The sequence below is a fragment of the Pseudomonas sp. B21-053 genome, from assembly GCF_026016365.1.
In the GTDB taxonomy this organism is placed as follows: Bacteria; Pseudomonadota; Gammaproteobacteria; order Pseudomonadales; family Pseudomonadaceae; genus Aquipseudomonas; species Aquipseudomonas nunensis.
Map to the genome: position 1 here is coordinate 3,815,777 of NZ_CP087205.1, position 13,807 is coordinate 3,829,583.

The window sequence follows — 13,807 nt, forward strand, 5'->3', positions numbered from 1 at the left end:
TCAATGCCCTCCCGTGCGGCGACTACGTCGGGACGACAGTCTGTCGATAAACAGATTCACACCGATGGTCAGGGTGCCGATGGCCAGCGCCGGAATCACGATGGCCGGCGCGCCTTGGTTGAGGCCGCCAATGTTTTCCCGCACCAGCGAACCGAGGTCGGCATCCGGCGGTTGCACGCCGAGGCCGAGGAAGCTCATGCCGCTGAGCAGCAACACAATAAAGCCGAAACGCAGGCCCAGGTCAGTCAGCACCGGGTTAAGCATGTTTGGCAGGATTTCCACGCAAGCGATGTACAACCGGCGCTCGCCACGGGTACGGGCGACTTGCACGTATTCCAGGGCTTCGATGTTCACCGCCATGCTGCGGGCGATACGGAATGCGCCGGGGGTGAAACTCAGGACGGCGGTGCAAATCAGCAAAGTCACCGACGAACCGAAAGCCGAGACCATGATCAGCGCCAGCATCTTGCTCGGGATCGAGATAAACGCATCCATCAAGCGACTGATCACCTCGTCCAGCCACTTCGGCGACACCACCGACAACAACGCGCAACTGGTGCCCAGGCCGCTGGCCAACACCGCCGCGATCAACGCCAGGCCTACGGTAAACCGCGCCCCAACCAGCACGCGGCTGAGCATGTCGCGGCCCAGATAATCGGTGCCGAACGGGTACAGCGCGCTGATGCTGTCAAAGACATTATCGGAGACCACTTCACCCACCGGGTGCGGCGCCAGCCACGGGCCGAAGAACGCCACCAGCAACCAGATCACACACATCCCGGCGCCGATCAGGCCCAGCCACGCCGGGCCATGGGACACCTTGCCAACCGACAGGTCGGGGGTTGCAGGCGTCGATTTCACAATGAGATTGTTCATTGGTTTCTCAGCCTCGGATTGGACAGAATCGCGCACAGGTCGGCAATCAGCACCAACCCCAGGTACGCGGTACAAAACAGCATGGTGCAGGCCTGGACCAGCGCCATGTCACGGTTGGTCACGGCATCGACCATCAAGCTGGCGATGCCGGGGTAGTTGAAGATCGTTTCGACAATCACCACCCCGCCCAGCAGATACGAAAGGCTCAGGGCGATGGCGTTGGCAATCGGCCCGATCGCGTTGTGCAAGGCATGCCGCAGCACGATGCGCATCGGGCTGACGCCTTTGAGCCGGGCCATTTCCACATAAGGACTGTCGAGCTGATCGATCACCGCAGCGCGGGTCATGCGGGCCATTTGTGCGACGATCACGCAGCACAGGGTCATCACCGGCAAGGCGTAAGTGCGCATGAATTGCCACGGTGAGGTGATGTCGCTGGCATACGACAACGCCGACAACCAGCCCAGGTTCACCGCAAAAATCAGCACCGCCAGGGTCGCCACCAGGAACTCCGGGACGGCGACCATGGCCAGGGTGAAAAAACTCAGGAAGCTGTCGATGCGCCCGCCACGGCCCATCGCCGAGCCAATGCCGAGTATCAACGCCACCGGCACTGAGACCAGCGCCGTGGCGGCCGCCAGCATCAGGGTGTTGGGCACGCGGCCGGCCATCAGTTCGCCGACCGGCATCGCGTTGGACACCGACAGGCCCATGTCGCCGCTGAGCAGGTTCATCAACCAGTGCAGGTAACGCAGCACACCGGGCTGGTCGAGCCCCAGTTTCAGGCGCAGTGCCGCCACCTGTTCCGGCGTGGCGAACTGCCCGAGGGATTGTTGCGCCGCGTCCCCCGGCAGTACCGCCGTGATCGCAAACACGACCATGGACACGATCAACAAAGTCACGATCGCGGCGCCCAGACGCCGGCCGATCAACCACAGTGTGTTGCTATTCATCGCCTACCCTCCTGCACTGTCCCTGACGTACAACCCAACTACCCATCAAGCGTCCAGCCAGACCTGCTCGGCGAACATGTAGCCCATGAAGCCACCCAGCGGATTGCTGCCGTAGCCTTTGATGCGCTGGTCGACGCCATCAATGTTGCTGATGAACACCGGCACGCCGATACCGCTGTGGTCATGCACCAGGGTTTGCATGTCCGCGTACATCTTGCTGCGCTTGGCGTCGTCGGTTTCACCGCGCGCGAGCATCAGCAACTGGTCGAACTGGTCGTTCTGCCAACCGGACTCGTTCCACGGCGCCTTCGACTGGAAGAACTGCGAAAACATCACGTCGGCGTTCGGCCGTGGGTTGATGTTGCCGAAGCTCAGCGGATGCTTCATCCAGTGGTTGGACCAGTAGCCGTCGCTCGGCAAGCGGTTGACGTCGAGCTTGAGCCCGGCCTGTTTCGCCGATTGCTGCAACAGCACCGCGATGTCCACCGAACCGGTGGCGGCTGGCGACGCGACCAGCGGCATGCTGATGCTTTCCATGCCGGCCTTCTTGAGCAAAAACTTGGCTTTTTCCGGGTCGTAGACGGTTTGCGGCAGGTCGGCGTTGTAGTAGCGCGAACCGGGGGCAATCGGATGGTCGTTACCGACCACGGCAAAGCCACGGAACACGGCAGATTTCACCTGTTCGCGGTCCAGCAGGTACTTCATGGCCTGGGTGAATTCGGCGCTTTTGCCCGGCATCTGATCCTGACGGATGATCAAATCAGTGTAGTTGCCCGACGGCGCATCGACGACCCGGTGCTTGGCGCTGGCCTTGATCCGTGTGGTGGAACGCGGGTTGACCTCGTTAATCATGTGCACGTCGCCGGACAGCAGCGCGTTGACTCGCGACGGTTCGTCGCCAATCGCGATGAACTCGATCTCGTCGAGGTACGGTAAGCCGGGTTTCCAGTAGCCGGTGTTGCGCGCGGCAATCGAACGTACGCCCGGTTTGAACTCCTTGACCTTGAACGGCCCGGTGCCGATGCCCTGGTTGAAGTCGGTGGTGCCTTCGGGAACGATCAGCAAGTGCGAAACGGCGAGGATCGACGGCAGCTCGGCGTTTGGCGCGCTGAGGCGGATCTGCACTTCATTGGTGCCGGTGGCCTTGATCTCGGCGAATTGCTCCATCAGCGGCATGACCTTGGAACCGGTCAGTGGATCCTTGTGCCGCGACAGCGAGAACACCACGTCGGCGGCGCTCAGGGTCTTACCGTTGTGGAAGGTCACGTCCTTGCGCAGAGTGATGGTCCACAGCGTGGCGTCGGTGTTGTCGATGCGCTCGGCGAGTTCCAGTTGCGGCACCAGGTGCGTGTCGAAACGGGTCAGGCCGTTGTAGAACATGAAGTGGCGCACGTAGTCGGTGGACAGCGCGCCTTTGGCCGGGTCGAGGGTGTCGGCGGTGGAGCTGGACATGCCAGCGACACGAATCCGCCCGCCTGGCTTGCCTTTGCCGGGGGTGGCGGCTTCTTCGGCGAACAGTTTGCCGGCGGCGCCAAACAGGCTGCCGGCGCCCGCTGCGGCGACACCCGCCACACCGAGCATTTGCAGGGCGTTGCGGCGCGACATACCGCGATTGAGGCCTTCAAATACTCGCAGGCTTTCTTGGCCGGAGATCAGTGGGGAGTCGATCTTTTTGTCAGTCATATCAGTTGTACCTGTCGATAATGAGAAGGCTCGGGTTGTCCGGAGCGTTGAAACGCAAACGACGGTGACGCCACAACATCAACTCAATGCAAATAATCCTGGAAGCGGTAATAGGCGCCCACGAACGGCAGGAACCACGGCTTGCCGAAATGCCCGGGGATCGCCGGCCAGTCGAGTTCGCGCCAGGGGTTGGCCTCGACTTTGCCGGCCATCACTTCGGCCATGACCTGGCCCATGTGCACCGACATCTGCACCCCGTGGCCGCTGTAGCCCATGGAGTGATAAACCCCGCCGTGCTGACCGGCGCGGGGCAAGCGGTCGGACGTCATGTCGACCAGTCCGCCCCAGCAGTAATCGATTTTCACGTTGGCCAGTTGCGGGAACATCTGCACCATCGCCGCTTGCAGCACCTTGCCGCTCTTGGCGTCGTTGACGCTGTCGGACATCGCGAACCGTGCGCGGCCGCCGAACAGCAGGCGGTTGTCCGGGGTCAGGCGGAAGTAATTGCCGATCATGCGGCTGGTGACATAGGCGCGACGGCCCGGCAGCAGTTGCTCGATCAGCTCTTTTGAAAGCACTTCGGTGGCGATCACAAAACTGCCCACCGGCACGATGCGCCGCCGATACCAGCCCAAACCGCCGTGCTGGCAGGCACCAGTCGCCAGCAAGACTTGCCCGGCGTGCAGCGAACCCTTGCTGGTGTTGACCTGATAACCGCCGGCCTGGGCCTTCCAGTCCAGCACCGAGGTGCCTTGATGGATCAGCGCGCCGTGGCGAGCAGCCGCTTCGGCCAAACCGACGCCGAAACGCCCGACGTGCATCTGCACGCCGTTACGCTGCAGCAAACCGCCGTGGAACTGTGCCGAATTGACTTCGGCGCGGGTCTGTTCGGCGGACAGCAACTCGACCTCGGCATCGACTTCCTTGCGAATCAATTCGCAGGTCCGAGCCAGGCCTTCGTAGTGCATCGGCTTGGCGGCCAACTTGAGCTTGCCGTTGCGGATCAGGTCGCAAGCAATCTGCTCCTGTTCCACCAGCGACACCACGCTTTGCACGGCGCTTTCATAAGCCTGGTAATACGCCCGGGCCTTGTCGGCGCCGAGGCTGGCACTGAGCCCGGCATAATCCTGGGCCACCCCGGTGTTGCATTGACCACCGTTGCGCCCCGAGGCTTCGCCGATCACCCGCCCGGCTTCGAGCACCACTACACTGGCGCCCTTGAGGGCCAATGCCCGGGCCGCCGCCAGACCGGTGAAACCGCCACCGACGATGGCCACGTCGACCTGTCCCGGCAACGCGCCGAGCTGGGCACCGGTGAAGGCCGGTGCGGTGTCGAGCCAGTAGGATTCACTGCCCATGTCCAACCCCTTATGCGCTAATGACTCAGAGACCAACCAGTGCCGCGAGCCCACCGATGTCGGTGATCTGCTGATAGCCGTAGAAGGCATTGCCAGGGACTTCATGGCCACGGGCGACGAAGACTTTGTTCTTGATCTTCATGTCGTGGGCCGGCATCAGGTCGTAACGGAAGCTGGAGGACACATGCAAGATGTCTTCCGGGCCGCAGTTGAGGTTGTCGAGCATGTACTCGAACGCCGCCAGACGTGGCTTGTAGGCCTGGGCCTGCTCTGCGGTGAAGACCTTATGGAACGGCGCGCCGAGCTTGTCGACGTTGGACATGATCTGGCTGTTGCTGGCGTTGGAGAAAATCACCAGCGGGATCGTGTCGGCGATTTTCGACAGGCCGGCCGGCACGTCCGGGTGTGGGCCCCAGGTCGGCACGGCGTCGTAATACAGCTGGCCTTCGTCGCGGTACTCGACGCCCCAACGCTTGCAGGTACGAGCCAGGGCGGTCTTGAGGATTTCGTCGTAGGGCATCCAGTCGCCCATGACCTGGTCCAGGCGATAGGCCGAGAAATCCTTGACGAACTGATCCATCTGCTCGGGTTTGACGCGATCGGCGAAAAGCTCGCGAGTCATCGTGCCCATGTGGAAATTGGTCAGCGTACCGTAGCAGTCGAACGTAATGAATTTGGGGCGAAGAAAGCTCATTGAGTGCGGTCCTGAAGTTCGTTGAGGTCATGGCGCGACGAGCATTTGCTTCATTTGCGAAGCGCTGATGCAACGCTGCAGCACACCGTCATTACAACACCGTGAAATCAGCAGATGGCGTTAAAAGCAGCCTCTGCCCGATACAAACCACCGTTTTAGCCACCCCCCTCAGCAGACTTTGCGGCTCGCTCCAGCCTTGGGCAAACCCCGTATTTATGCGCTCTTATGGACCTTTATAACCCCGTACGGCCCCGCTGTGCCGCGATTGGCCGCAGAAACTGCGCCGGGCTGAACGAAAACGGGCGCTTCCCTGAGGAAGCGCCCGTTTGGCCGAGATTTTCAAGCTTGCCCACAAACCTCCGTAGCAGCTGTCGAGCTTGCCCACAAACCTCCGTAGCAGCTGTCGAGCTTGCGAGGCTGCGTTCGGCTGCGAAGCAGTCGCAAAATCTGACACTGCGGTGTTTCAGTCAGATCGGGGACTACGGTTCTACGACTGCTTCGCAGCCGAACGCAGCCTCGCAGGCTCGACAGCTGCTACAACTGCGAATGAGGGCTCGGCAGTTGCTACAGGGGGTTATTGGAGGATATCGATCAGCACGCTTTTGAAGCGCAAATTGGCTTCGAATGCTTCGCGCCCCAGATCCTTGCCGATCCCGGAACGCTTATAGCCACCCGTCGGTAGGATGTAATCATTACTGCGCCCGTAACGGTTGACCCACACAGTCCCCGCTTCCAGCTTACGCACCAGTCGCAACGCGCGATTGATATCAGCCGTGTGCACCCCGGCCGCCAAGCCATAAGTGGCGTGCGCCGCCAGACTCAGCGCCTGTTCTTCGTCATCGAACGCTTGCACCGTCAGCACCGGGCCAAAAATCTCTTCGCAGACCGCCGGGTTCTGGTTGTCGAGACCCGCCAGCAGTGTCGGTTGGTAATAGGCACCGCCCAAGCCTTCAAACAATCCGCCGCCGGTCAGTACTTCGGCCCCGGCCTGGCGCGAGCGCTGGACGATGCCGTCGATGCGGCTGGCCTGGAGCCGGGAAATGATCGGCGAAAGCGTGCTCTCTGGCGACCACGTAGGACCGGGGCGCAGCTCCTCGAAATACGCCTGCAAGTGCGCAACAAACGGTTCCATGATCGAGCGCTGAATCAACAACCGCGAACCGGACACACAAACCTGCCCGGCGTTACCGGTAATCGCCAGCGCCACGGTGCGCGCGGTTTTGGCGATGTCCGGGATATCGGCGAACACCAGTTGCGGACTCTTGCCGCCCAGCTCCAGGGTCACCGGTTTCGGCCCTACCAGCGCACAAGTGGACATGATGCTCGACCCGGTCGCGGTGGAGCCGGTAAAGGTCACCTTGCCAACGCGCGGGTGCCGGCACAAGGCATCGCCGGTGGTGCGGCCATCGCCCTGCACCACATTGAAAATCCCCGCTGGCATCCCTGCCTGTAAGGCCAGCTCGGCAAAGCGCAGGCTGGAGAATGGTGTCAATTCCGACGGCTTGAGCACCACGGCATTGCCTGCTGCGAGGGCTGGGGCGACTTTCCAGGAGGCCATGCTCAACGGGAAATTCCACGGCGCGATGGCCGCGATCACGCCGTAGGGTTCGGCGATCTGCATGCCGAGTCGATCAGTCTGGGTCGCCGCCACCTGGCCACCGTGCTTGTCCGCCAGTTCGGCAAAGAAGCGAATGCCTTCGGCGACATACGGAATGTCCCAGGCGATCACATCTTTATGCGGGCGCGTCGAACCGACGGCTTCCAGTGGTGCGAGGATCTCGGCGTCCGCTTCGATCAGGTCAGCCCAACGTCGCATCACTCGCGCGCGCTCTCGCGGCGGGCGGCTGGCCCAATCGCTGCGATTGAAGGCCTGCCAGGCACTGTTGACGGCTTCATCCACCAGGTCAGCATCGGCAATCGGCAACTCTGCATACACCTGGCCATCCGAGGGTCGCACCACATCAAGACCCGGTTGAGCATCGCGGTATTGGCCGCCGATAAAGTGAGCGCTGCGCACAGCGATGAGACGAGGATCGAAGCTATCCATGGAGCACTCCAAATAGGGTCGGCGAGTCATTGACTCAGGCTTCCATCGTAGAAAAAAAGCCCTGGCATTTGCTGCCGACCTTGCGGTGCAATTTAGTAGTAAGTGTGGTCTTGTGGCCTCTGCCTCGCGGAATCTGCCGAATGTTCGCAGGCCCCTTGTCAGGCCTGCACGCAGATGGGATACAGGCACCATCACGCCGGATAACCGGCCGCACGCGTACCTTGTTCAACGGAGACTCGCCATGTCCGCCCCGTATGTTTATCGCCCGATGACCGATGCCGACCTGCCCTCGGCCCATGCCTTGTCCGTGCAATTGAAGTGGCCGCATCGGCTGGACGATTGGGCGATGGTGCTGCGCCTCAGCGACGGCTTTGTGGTGCTCGACGACGAGCGTCTGATCGGTACGGCGTTCGCCTGCCCTCAAGGGGATTTCGCCACCATCGGGCTGGTGATCGTCAGCGACGACTATCAAGGCAAGGGCATCGGTCGCAGGTTGATGGAAATGGCGCTTGAGGCGTGTCAGTCACGCACGCCGATCCTGAACGCGACCCTCGCTGGAGCACCGTTGTATGTCAGCCAGGGTTTTGTCGAGTTCGGGCGGATCCAGCAACATCAGGGCCTGGTACAAGCTCCGGATCTCAAGCCGCTGGCTGAGGGTGAAACCTGTCGTGCGCTGTGTAGCGCTGACCAGGCGCGAGTGCTGGAACTGGCCAACGCCGGGACCGGGCTGGACCGGCGAACGGTGATCACCGATCTGTTCGATGTCATCGAGTCTGCGGTCGGCATCGAGCGCGACGGCCAGTTGCGTGCCTTTGCGATGTTGCGCCCCTATGGTCGTGGTCGCGGTGTTGGCCCGGTGGTCGCCGAAAACCTCGAACAAGCTCAACACCTGATCGCGGTGCTGCTTGCGCAAATGCCAGAAACCTTCGTGCGCATCGACATTCCGGCGGATTGCGGCTTGAGCGATTGGCTGGAAACGGTCGGCCTCAAAAACATCGACACCGTGGCGCAAATGGCCCGTGGTACGCCACCGCACGCTGCTAACGGCGTCACTCAGTTTGCCCTGGTCACCCAAGCCATCGGCTGATGGCCGAACCCACACCTTTATTTGTCTGGAGCATCACCCGCATGTCCCAACCTACTGTTCTGCTGTTGGCGCGCGCCGACGGCAGCCGCGTTGTCACGCCTTTCAAAACGCTGGCATTAAATGCGGCCGACCCATTTATGGACACTCGCCAGGTGGCCTGGTCCGGCGTTGATGGCGTGTCGGCCGGCATCGTCGAAACCGGCGATGTGTTTGATATCGAGGACTTCCCGCACACTGAAGTACTGGTGGTCCACGCTGGTCACGTAGCTCTGAAAACCCCGGAGCAGACGCTGGAACTGGGTGTCGGCAGCAGCGCCGTGATCGGTCGCGGCACGGGGCTGCGGATCGACGCGCATCCCGGCACGCAGTGGGCATTTTGTGCCATGGCCACCGAAGCGCCAACACCCGGCCTGACCTTGCTTGACCCGCTGGCGATGCTCTCGCCCTCCGCAGCACCGGAACCGCAAATACTTATCGGCCCGACGCCACAGTGCCGGTCGCGTAACGCCTTCGAAGACGCGGTAACCGATCTGCGCGTCGGCGTCTGGGACTCGACGCCTTACGAGCGCCACGGCCGAGCGCACAAACTCAATGAGCTGATGCACTTGATCGAAGGCAGCGTGACCTTGCTCGCACCCGATGGATCAAGCGTGACGGTCAACACTGGCGACAGCGTGTTCGTGCCACAAGGTGCGCCGTGCGCGTGGAAAAGCACGCGGTATGTGCGCAAGGTGTATGCGGTCAAGTAGTCGAATCGCAGCGATTTTTCGGCAATACTCGGCGCACCTTTCATAGGATTTGAAGTGAGCGCCGAGCATATGAACGATAAAAAACACGCCCTGCTCCTCTGCGGATTACTCGCCCTGCCCTTGGGCGCGCACGCACAGGAAACGCCTTCGCACCTGGACAGCGTCATCCAGCAAGGTGTGCTGACGGTCTGTACCACCGGTGACTACAAGCCCTACACCTACAAAAATGAAAACGGCGAGTACGAAGGCATCGACATCGCGATGGCCCGCTCACTCGCCGACAGCCTGGGCGTCAAGGTGAAATGGGAGCAGACCACCTGGAAAACCCTGATGCCCGACTTGCTCGCCGGCAAATGCGACATCGGCATGGGCGGGATTTCCGTCACGCTGGAGCGGCAGAAAAAAGCCTTCTTCAGCAGCACCCTCGACGTCGATGGCAAGGTGCCGCTGGTGCGCTGCGAAGACCAGTCGCGTTACCAGACCATCGAGCAAATCAACCAGCCATCGGTGCGGCTGATTGAACCGGCCGGCGGCACCAATGAAGCGTTTGTGCATGCGTTCCTGCCCAAGGCGCAGTTGATGCTGCACGACAATGTCACGCTGTTCCAGGCATTGCTCGAGAAGAAAGCTGACGTGATGATCACCGATGCGTCCGAGGCGCTGTACCAGCAGAAACTCAAGCCTGGGCTGTGTGCGGTGAATCCGAGTCAGTATTTCCAGTATGGCGAGAAGGCGTATCTGCTGCCGCGTGACGACGTGACCTGGAAGCAGTATGTCGATCAGTGGCTGCACCTGAGCAAGGTCACCGGGAATTATCAGAAAGTTGTGGGTGAGTGGTTGGCGGTGCCTGGGCAATGATGTCCCCATACCTATGACCGAGCGGGCTTTTGTGGCGAGGGAGCTTGCTCCCGCTGGGTTGCGAAGCAGCCCTAAAAGAAGGGGGACTGCTGCGCAGTCCAGCGGGAGCAAGCTCCCTCGCCACAGGATCAGTGTCTGCTCAGGCTAACTGGGGCTTACCAAAGCCCCACGGTATAACTGACGATCAGCCGATTCTCATCCAGATCGTTGCCAAAATTCGAACGCACGGAAGCGTTACGCCATTTAAACCCCAATCCTTTCAATGTGCCGTCCTGCACCACATAGGCGATGTCGGTGTTGCGCTCCCATTCCTTGCCCTCTCCCGGTGCACTGCGTTGCACGTTGTCGCCGGAGATGTAGCGGGTCATGAAGGTCAATCCCGGTACGCCGAGTGCGGCAAAGTTGTAGTCGTAGCGGGCTTGCCAGGAGTGTTCGTCGATATTGGCGAAGTCGCCGATCTGCACGAAGTTGACCAGGTACGGATCGCTACGACCGATGTATGGAAACGGATCGTCGCCGCTCATGCGCTGGTAGCCCAGGCCCAGCGCATGGCCGCCGAGGCTGTAGGTGAACAGCGCTCCAAAGGCCTGATTATCAATCTTGCGAAAGTTGCCGTCTTCAGCGCTGCGGGCATAACGCACGTCGCTCTTCAATGACTGGCCAGAGCCCAGATCCAGCGCGTGGACAAACCCGAGGTAGTTCTGCTGGTAGATGTTTTCCAGTTTGCCGTAGCGGTATTGCGCCGTGAGGTTGGGCAGGAACTGGTAGTCCGCCCCGGCGAACTGGAACTTGTCGCTGTTGCCGCCGATGCGGTTGGCAGTCATGTCCTGATAGTCGGTGGAGTCGACAAAGTTGATCTGGGTAAATTGCCCGGCGGTCAGCTTCAACCGCTCGATTTCCTGCACGCTGAGCAATCCACCCTTGAACGTGCCCGGTAACAGACGCGTGTCGTTGGAACTGACCACCGGGTCCTTGATCTGCAACGTTCCCAGCTTCAGCGTGCTGTTGGACAAACGCACTTTGGCGGTCAGGCCCAGTTCGCCATATTGATCCTGCGAACCGCCGGACAAGTCCGGTGGCAACAGATTGGTGCCCGCCGTGCCGCCACCGGAATCCAGTTTGAAACCGGCCATGCCCAGGGCGTCCAGGCCAAAACCCAGGGTGCCGGCGGTGTAGCCTGACTCCATCCGCAACAGAAAACCCTGGGCCCATTCCTCGGCTTTGTCCCGGGAACCGTCCTGGCGAAAATCGCGGTTGAAGTAGAAGTTACGGGCTTCGAGGCTGCCTTTGCTGTCAGCGATAAAATCCGCCTGAGCGCTCGGCACACCGATCAGGCTCAAGCCGAGCAAGGTGCCGACCGGGGTGTACAGCCGCTGGGTGGAATTGAAATGGCGCATGCCGTGCTCCTTTTGCAGACACGAGCGGACCCTCTCGGGGGCGTGGCGGTCGCGTCCGATATTGTTTTTATAAAGTGGTCATGGGGGAGCTGACGCAATGAGCGGCGTCGGGAGCGGATTCTTTGCGTCAGGGCGCAGCGGCGTCAAACGGGAAAAAAGCGAGGTCAGGCATAAGAAAATTTGATGCGCCCGAAGGCCGACTCTGGAGTAACAATTGCAACCAGTCTCTGCATAAGAACCACAAACACCAAGAGAACCGCCATGAACCTCAAATTCCTCGAAACCTTCGTCTGGGTCGCCCGCCTGCAAAGCTTCAGCCTGACCGCCGAGAAAATGTTCAGCACCCAGGCTGCGATCTCCAGCCGCATCGCTGCGCTGGAAGACGAGTTGGGCCTGCGCCTGTTCGTGCGGGACTCACGCGGGGTGTCGCTGACCCCCGAAGGGCTCAAGGTGCTCGACTATGCCGAGCAGATGCTTGAGGTTCAGCGCGCGTTGAAGCATTCGCTGGACAACACCAGCCCGCAACAGGGCCTGGTGCGCATCGGCGTGATGGACACGGTGATCCACACCTGGCTCAGCCCGTTGATGTCGACCCTGATGCAGACCTTTCCCGCCGTGGAAATCGAAATCACCGCCGACGCCGCGCGCAATCTCTGCGAACAACTGCAAAAGGGTTATCTGGACATCGTGTTCCAGACCGACCTGATCCGCCACGAAAGCGTGCGCAACCTCGAACTGGCGCACTACCCCATGCACTGGATCGCTGCCAGCAACTCGATTTATGCCCGGCCCTACGCGTCGCTGATCGAAATGGCCAGCGAGCGCATCATCACGTTCGTCAAACACTCACGGCCGCATCAGGATGTGCTCAACCTGCTGCACGCCCATGGCATCAGCGCGCCGCGGGTCAGTTGCGTGAATTCGGTGTCGGCCATGACCCGGCTGATTCGCGACGGCTTCGGGATTGGCGCGTTGCCAGCGGCGTTGGTGGCCAAGCCCCTGGCCAGCGGCGAATTGATTCAGCTGGAGCCCGGCACCGGCCTGCCGCAACTGGATGTGGTGGCTTCGTGGCGCGCCGGGGTCGGCCTGGAGCTGATCGAAAACATTGTCGACATGAGCCGCCAGGTTGTCGGCCAATACGCCATTGATGTCGGCCCGCAACGCATGGTCGCGGCACCGGGTCTGAACAGTCGGCAACCCCTCGAATAACTTTTAGTTGTCTGGGGGCAACAACATTCCTTGTTGGACGGCATCGCCACGGTTTTCTAAAAAGTACCCACGAACTTGTGGAGCTACCGTGATGAATCAACCCGCCCTGTCCTTCGAACAATTACAACAGCGCGCCCCGCTGGCCCTGCGCCAAAGCATCGCCGCCGGACACTATCAGGGCCACACCAGCGGCCTCGGCCAAGGCCGGGTGCAAGCCAATATCGTGATTCTGCCCAGCGACTGGGCGAATGAATTCCTGCGCTACTGCACCCTGAATCGCCAGGCTTGCCCGCTGCTTGATGTAACCGAACCTGGGGATCCGTTCTTCCGCAACCTCGGCACCGCCATCGACATTCGCCACGACGTGCCGCGCTACCGGGTCTATCGCCACGGCGAGTTGTGCGAGGAGCCGCTGGACATCGAGTCCCTGTGGCAGGACGACCTGGTGGCTTTCGCCATCGGCTGTTCGTTCTCCTTCGAACAACCGCTGCTGGACGCCGGCATCGCCCTCAAGCACATCGACCTCGGGCGCAATGTCGCCATGTACCAGACCAATATCGACACCCGCCCCACTGCGCGCCTGGGCGGCAAACTGGTGGTCAGCATGCGCCCGATGAAAGCCGCCGCCGCGATCCAGGCGATCCAGATCACCGCGCGCATGCCCAACGTTCATGGCGCTCCGGTGCATATTGGCGATCCGTCCTTGATCGGTATTCGCTCGCTGGACGCGCCGGATTACGGCGATGCGGTGCCGATCGCAGCCGATGAAATCCCGGTGTTCTGGGCCTGTGGCGTGACGCCGCAATCGGTGGTGCAGGCCTCGCGTCCACCGCTGTGCATCACCCATGCGCCGGGCTGCATGCTGGTGACGGATCTGTGGAACAGCACGATGTGAT

Annotated in this window: 12 protein-coding genes; 5 read left to right on the plus strand and 7 right to left on the minus strand. The window is 61.2% G+C overall.

The annotated features are described in order from the left end of the window. The 6 genes from LOY68_RS17465 to LOY68_RS17490 all read right to left on the minus strand — a co-directional run bounded on the left by LOY68_RS17465 (position 1) and on the right by LOY68_RS17490 (position 7,611). On the minus strand, positions 1-876 hold the full coding sequence (locus LOY68_RS17465) for an ABC transporter permease (RefSeq protein WP_054050498.1): 876 nt from the start codon (positions 874-876) through the stop codon (positions 1-3). Then, entirely contained in the window at positions 873-1,829 is a 957-nt protein-coding gene (locus LOY68_RS17470) for an ABC transporter permease (protein WP_265038733.1), read from the minus strand. Before LOY68_RS17470 ends, LOY68_RS17465 begins: the two co-directional genes overlap by 4 nt. 45 nt (positions 1,830-1,874) lie before the next feature. Further along, on the minus strand, positions 1,875-3,512 hold the full coding sequence (locus LOY68_RS17475; RefSeq protein ID WP_163910358.1) for an ABC transporter substrate-binding protein: 1,638 nt from the start codon (positions 3,510-3,512) through the stop codon (positions 1,875-1,877). An 83-nt stretch (positions 3,513-3,595) separates the two neighbouring features. Then, positions 3,596-4,870 (minus strand): NAD(P)/FAD-dependent oxidoreductase, encoded by a 1,275-nt coding sequence (locus tag LOY68_RS17480; protein ID WP_054050492.1) that lies wholly within the window; start codon positions 4,868-4,870, stop codon positions 3,596-3,598. Positions 4,871-4,895: 25 nt separating this feature from the next. Then, positions 4,896-5,564 carry a haloacid dehalogenase type II gene (locus LOY68_RS17485; RefSeq protein ID WP_265038735.1) on the minus strand — a complete coding sequence of 223 codons (669 nt, stop codon included), beginning with the start codon at positions 5,562-5,564 and terminating at the stop codon, positions 4,896-4,898. A 574-nt stretch (positions 5,565-6,138) separates the two neighbouring features. Beyond that, positions 6,139-7,611: an aldehyde dehydrogenase family protein gene (locus LOY68_RS17490; protein WP_265038736.1), complete on the minus strand. Its 1,473-nt coding sequence runs from the start codon at positions 7,609-7,611 to the stop codon at positions 6,139-6,141. Between the two features lie 241 nt (positions 7,612-7,852). On the opposite strand from LOY68_RS17490, the gene LOY68_RS17495 reads away from it, so the two are divergent. The 3 genes from LOY68_RS17495 to LOY68_RS17505 all read left to right on the plus strand — a co-directional run bounded on the left by LOY68_RS17495 (position 7,853) and on the right by LOY68_RS17505 (position 10,305). After that, positions 7,853-8,698, plus strand: a complete 846-nt coding sequence (locus LOY68_RS17495) for a GNAT family N-acetyltransferase (RefSeq protein ID WP_265038737.1) — start codon at positions 7,853-7,855, stop codon at positions 8,696-8,698. Positions 8,699-8,739: 41 nt separating this feature from the next. After that, positions 8,740-9,447, plus strand: a complete 708-nt coding sequence (locus LOY68_RS17500; protein WP_265038738.1) for a cupin domain-containing protein — start codon at positions 8,740-8,742, stop codon at positions 9,445-9,447. Between the two features lie 69 nt (positions 9,448-9,516). Beyond that, positions 9,517-10,305, plus strand: a complete 789-nt coding sequence (locus LOY68_RS17505) for a transporter substrate-binding domain-containing protein (protein WP_265038739.1) — start codon at positions 9,517-9,519, stop codon at positions 10,303-10,305. Positions 10,306-10,460: 155 nt separating this feature from the next. Here the strand turns inward: LOY68_RS17505 and LOY68_RS17510 are convergent, their stop codons facing one another. Beyond that, positions 10,461-11,702 (minus strand): OprD family porin, encoded by a 1,242-nt coding sequence (locus tag LOY68_RS17510; protein ID WP_265038740.1) that lies wholly within the window; start codon positions 11,700-11,702, stop codon positions 10,461-10,463. Between the two features lie 261 nt (positions 11,703-11,963). On the opposite strand from LOY68_RS17510, the gene LOY68_RS17515 reads away from it, so the two are divergent. Together LOY68_RS17515 and LOY68_RS17520 are read left to right on the plus strand one after the other, a co-directional pair. Next, a complete protein-coding gene (locus tag LOY68_RS17515) occupies positions 11,964-12,911 on the plus strand; it encodes a LysR family transcriptional regulator (protein WP_054050478.1) in 948 nt (315 codons plus the stop codon). A gap of 91 nt (positions 12,912-13,002) precedes the next feature. Continuing rightward, complete coding sequence (locus tag LOY68_RS17520; RefSeq protein ID WP_265038741.1) at positions 13,003-13,806, plus strand: putative hydro-lyase; 804 nt, start codon at positions 13,003-13,005, stop codon at positions 13,804-13,806. Position 13,807 lies beyond the last annotated feature (1 nt).

Bases quoted from the DNA above. Each gene is read 5' to 3' on its own strand.
- LOY68_RS17465 (WP_054050498.1), bottom strand. From the start codon at position 876: ATGAACAATCTCATTGTGAAATCGACGCCTGCAACCCCCGACCTGTCG.
- LOY68_RS17470 (WP_265038733.1), bottom strand. From the start codon at position 1,829: ATGAATAGCAACACACTGTGGTTGATCGGCCGGCGTCTGGGCGCCGCG.
- LOY68_RS17475 (WP_163910358.1), bottom strand. From the start codon at position 3,512: ATGACTGACAAAAAGATCGACTCCCCACTGATCTCCGGCCAAGAAAGC.
- LOY68_RS17480 (WP_054050492.1), bottom strand. From the start codon at position 4,870: ATGGGCAGTGAATCCTACTGGCTCGACACCGCACCGGCCTTCACCGGT.
- LOY68_RS17485 (WP_265038735.1), bottom strand. From the start codon at position 5,564: ATGAGCTTTCTTCGCCCCAAATTCATTACGTTCGACTGCTACGGTACG.
- LOY68_RS17490 (WP_265038736.1), bottom strand. From the start codon at position 7,611: ATGGATAGCTTCGATCCTCGTCTCATCGCTGTGCGCAGCGCTCACTTT.
- LOY68_RS17495 (WP_265038737.1), top strand. From the start codon at position 7,853: ATGTCCGCCCCGTATGTTTATCGCCCGATGACCGATGCCGACCTGCCC.
- LOY68_RS17500 (WP_265038738.1), top strand. From the start codon at position 8,740: ATGTCCCAACCTACTGTTCTGCTGTTGGCGCGCGCCGACGGCAGCCGC.
- LOY68_RS17505 (WP_265038739.1), top strand. From the start codon at position 9,517: ATGAACGATAAAAAACACGCCCTGCTCCTCTGCGGATTACTCGCCCTG.
- LOY68_RS17510 (WP_265038740.1), bottom strand. From the start codon at position 11,702: ATGCGCCATTTCAATTCCACCCAGCGGCTGTACACCCCGGTCGGCACC.
- LOY68_RS17515 (WP_054050478.1), top strand. From the start codon at position 11,964: ATGAACCTCAAATTCCTCGAAACCTTCGTCTGGGTCGCCCGCCTGCAA.
- LOY68_RS17520 (WP_265038741.1), top strand. From the start codon at position 13,003: ATGAATCAACCCGCCCTGTCCTTCGAACAATTACAACAGCGCGCCCCG.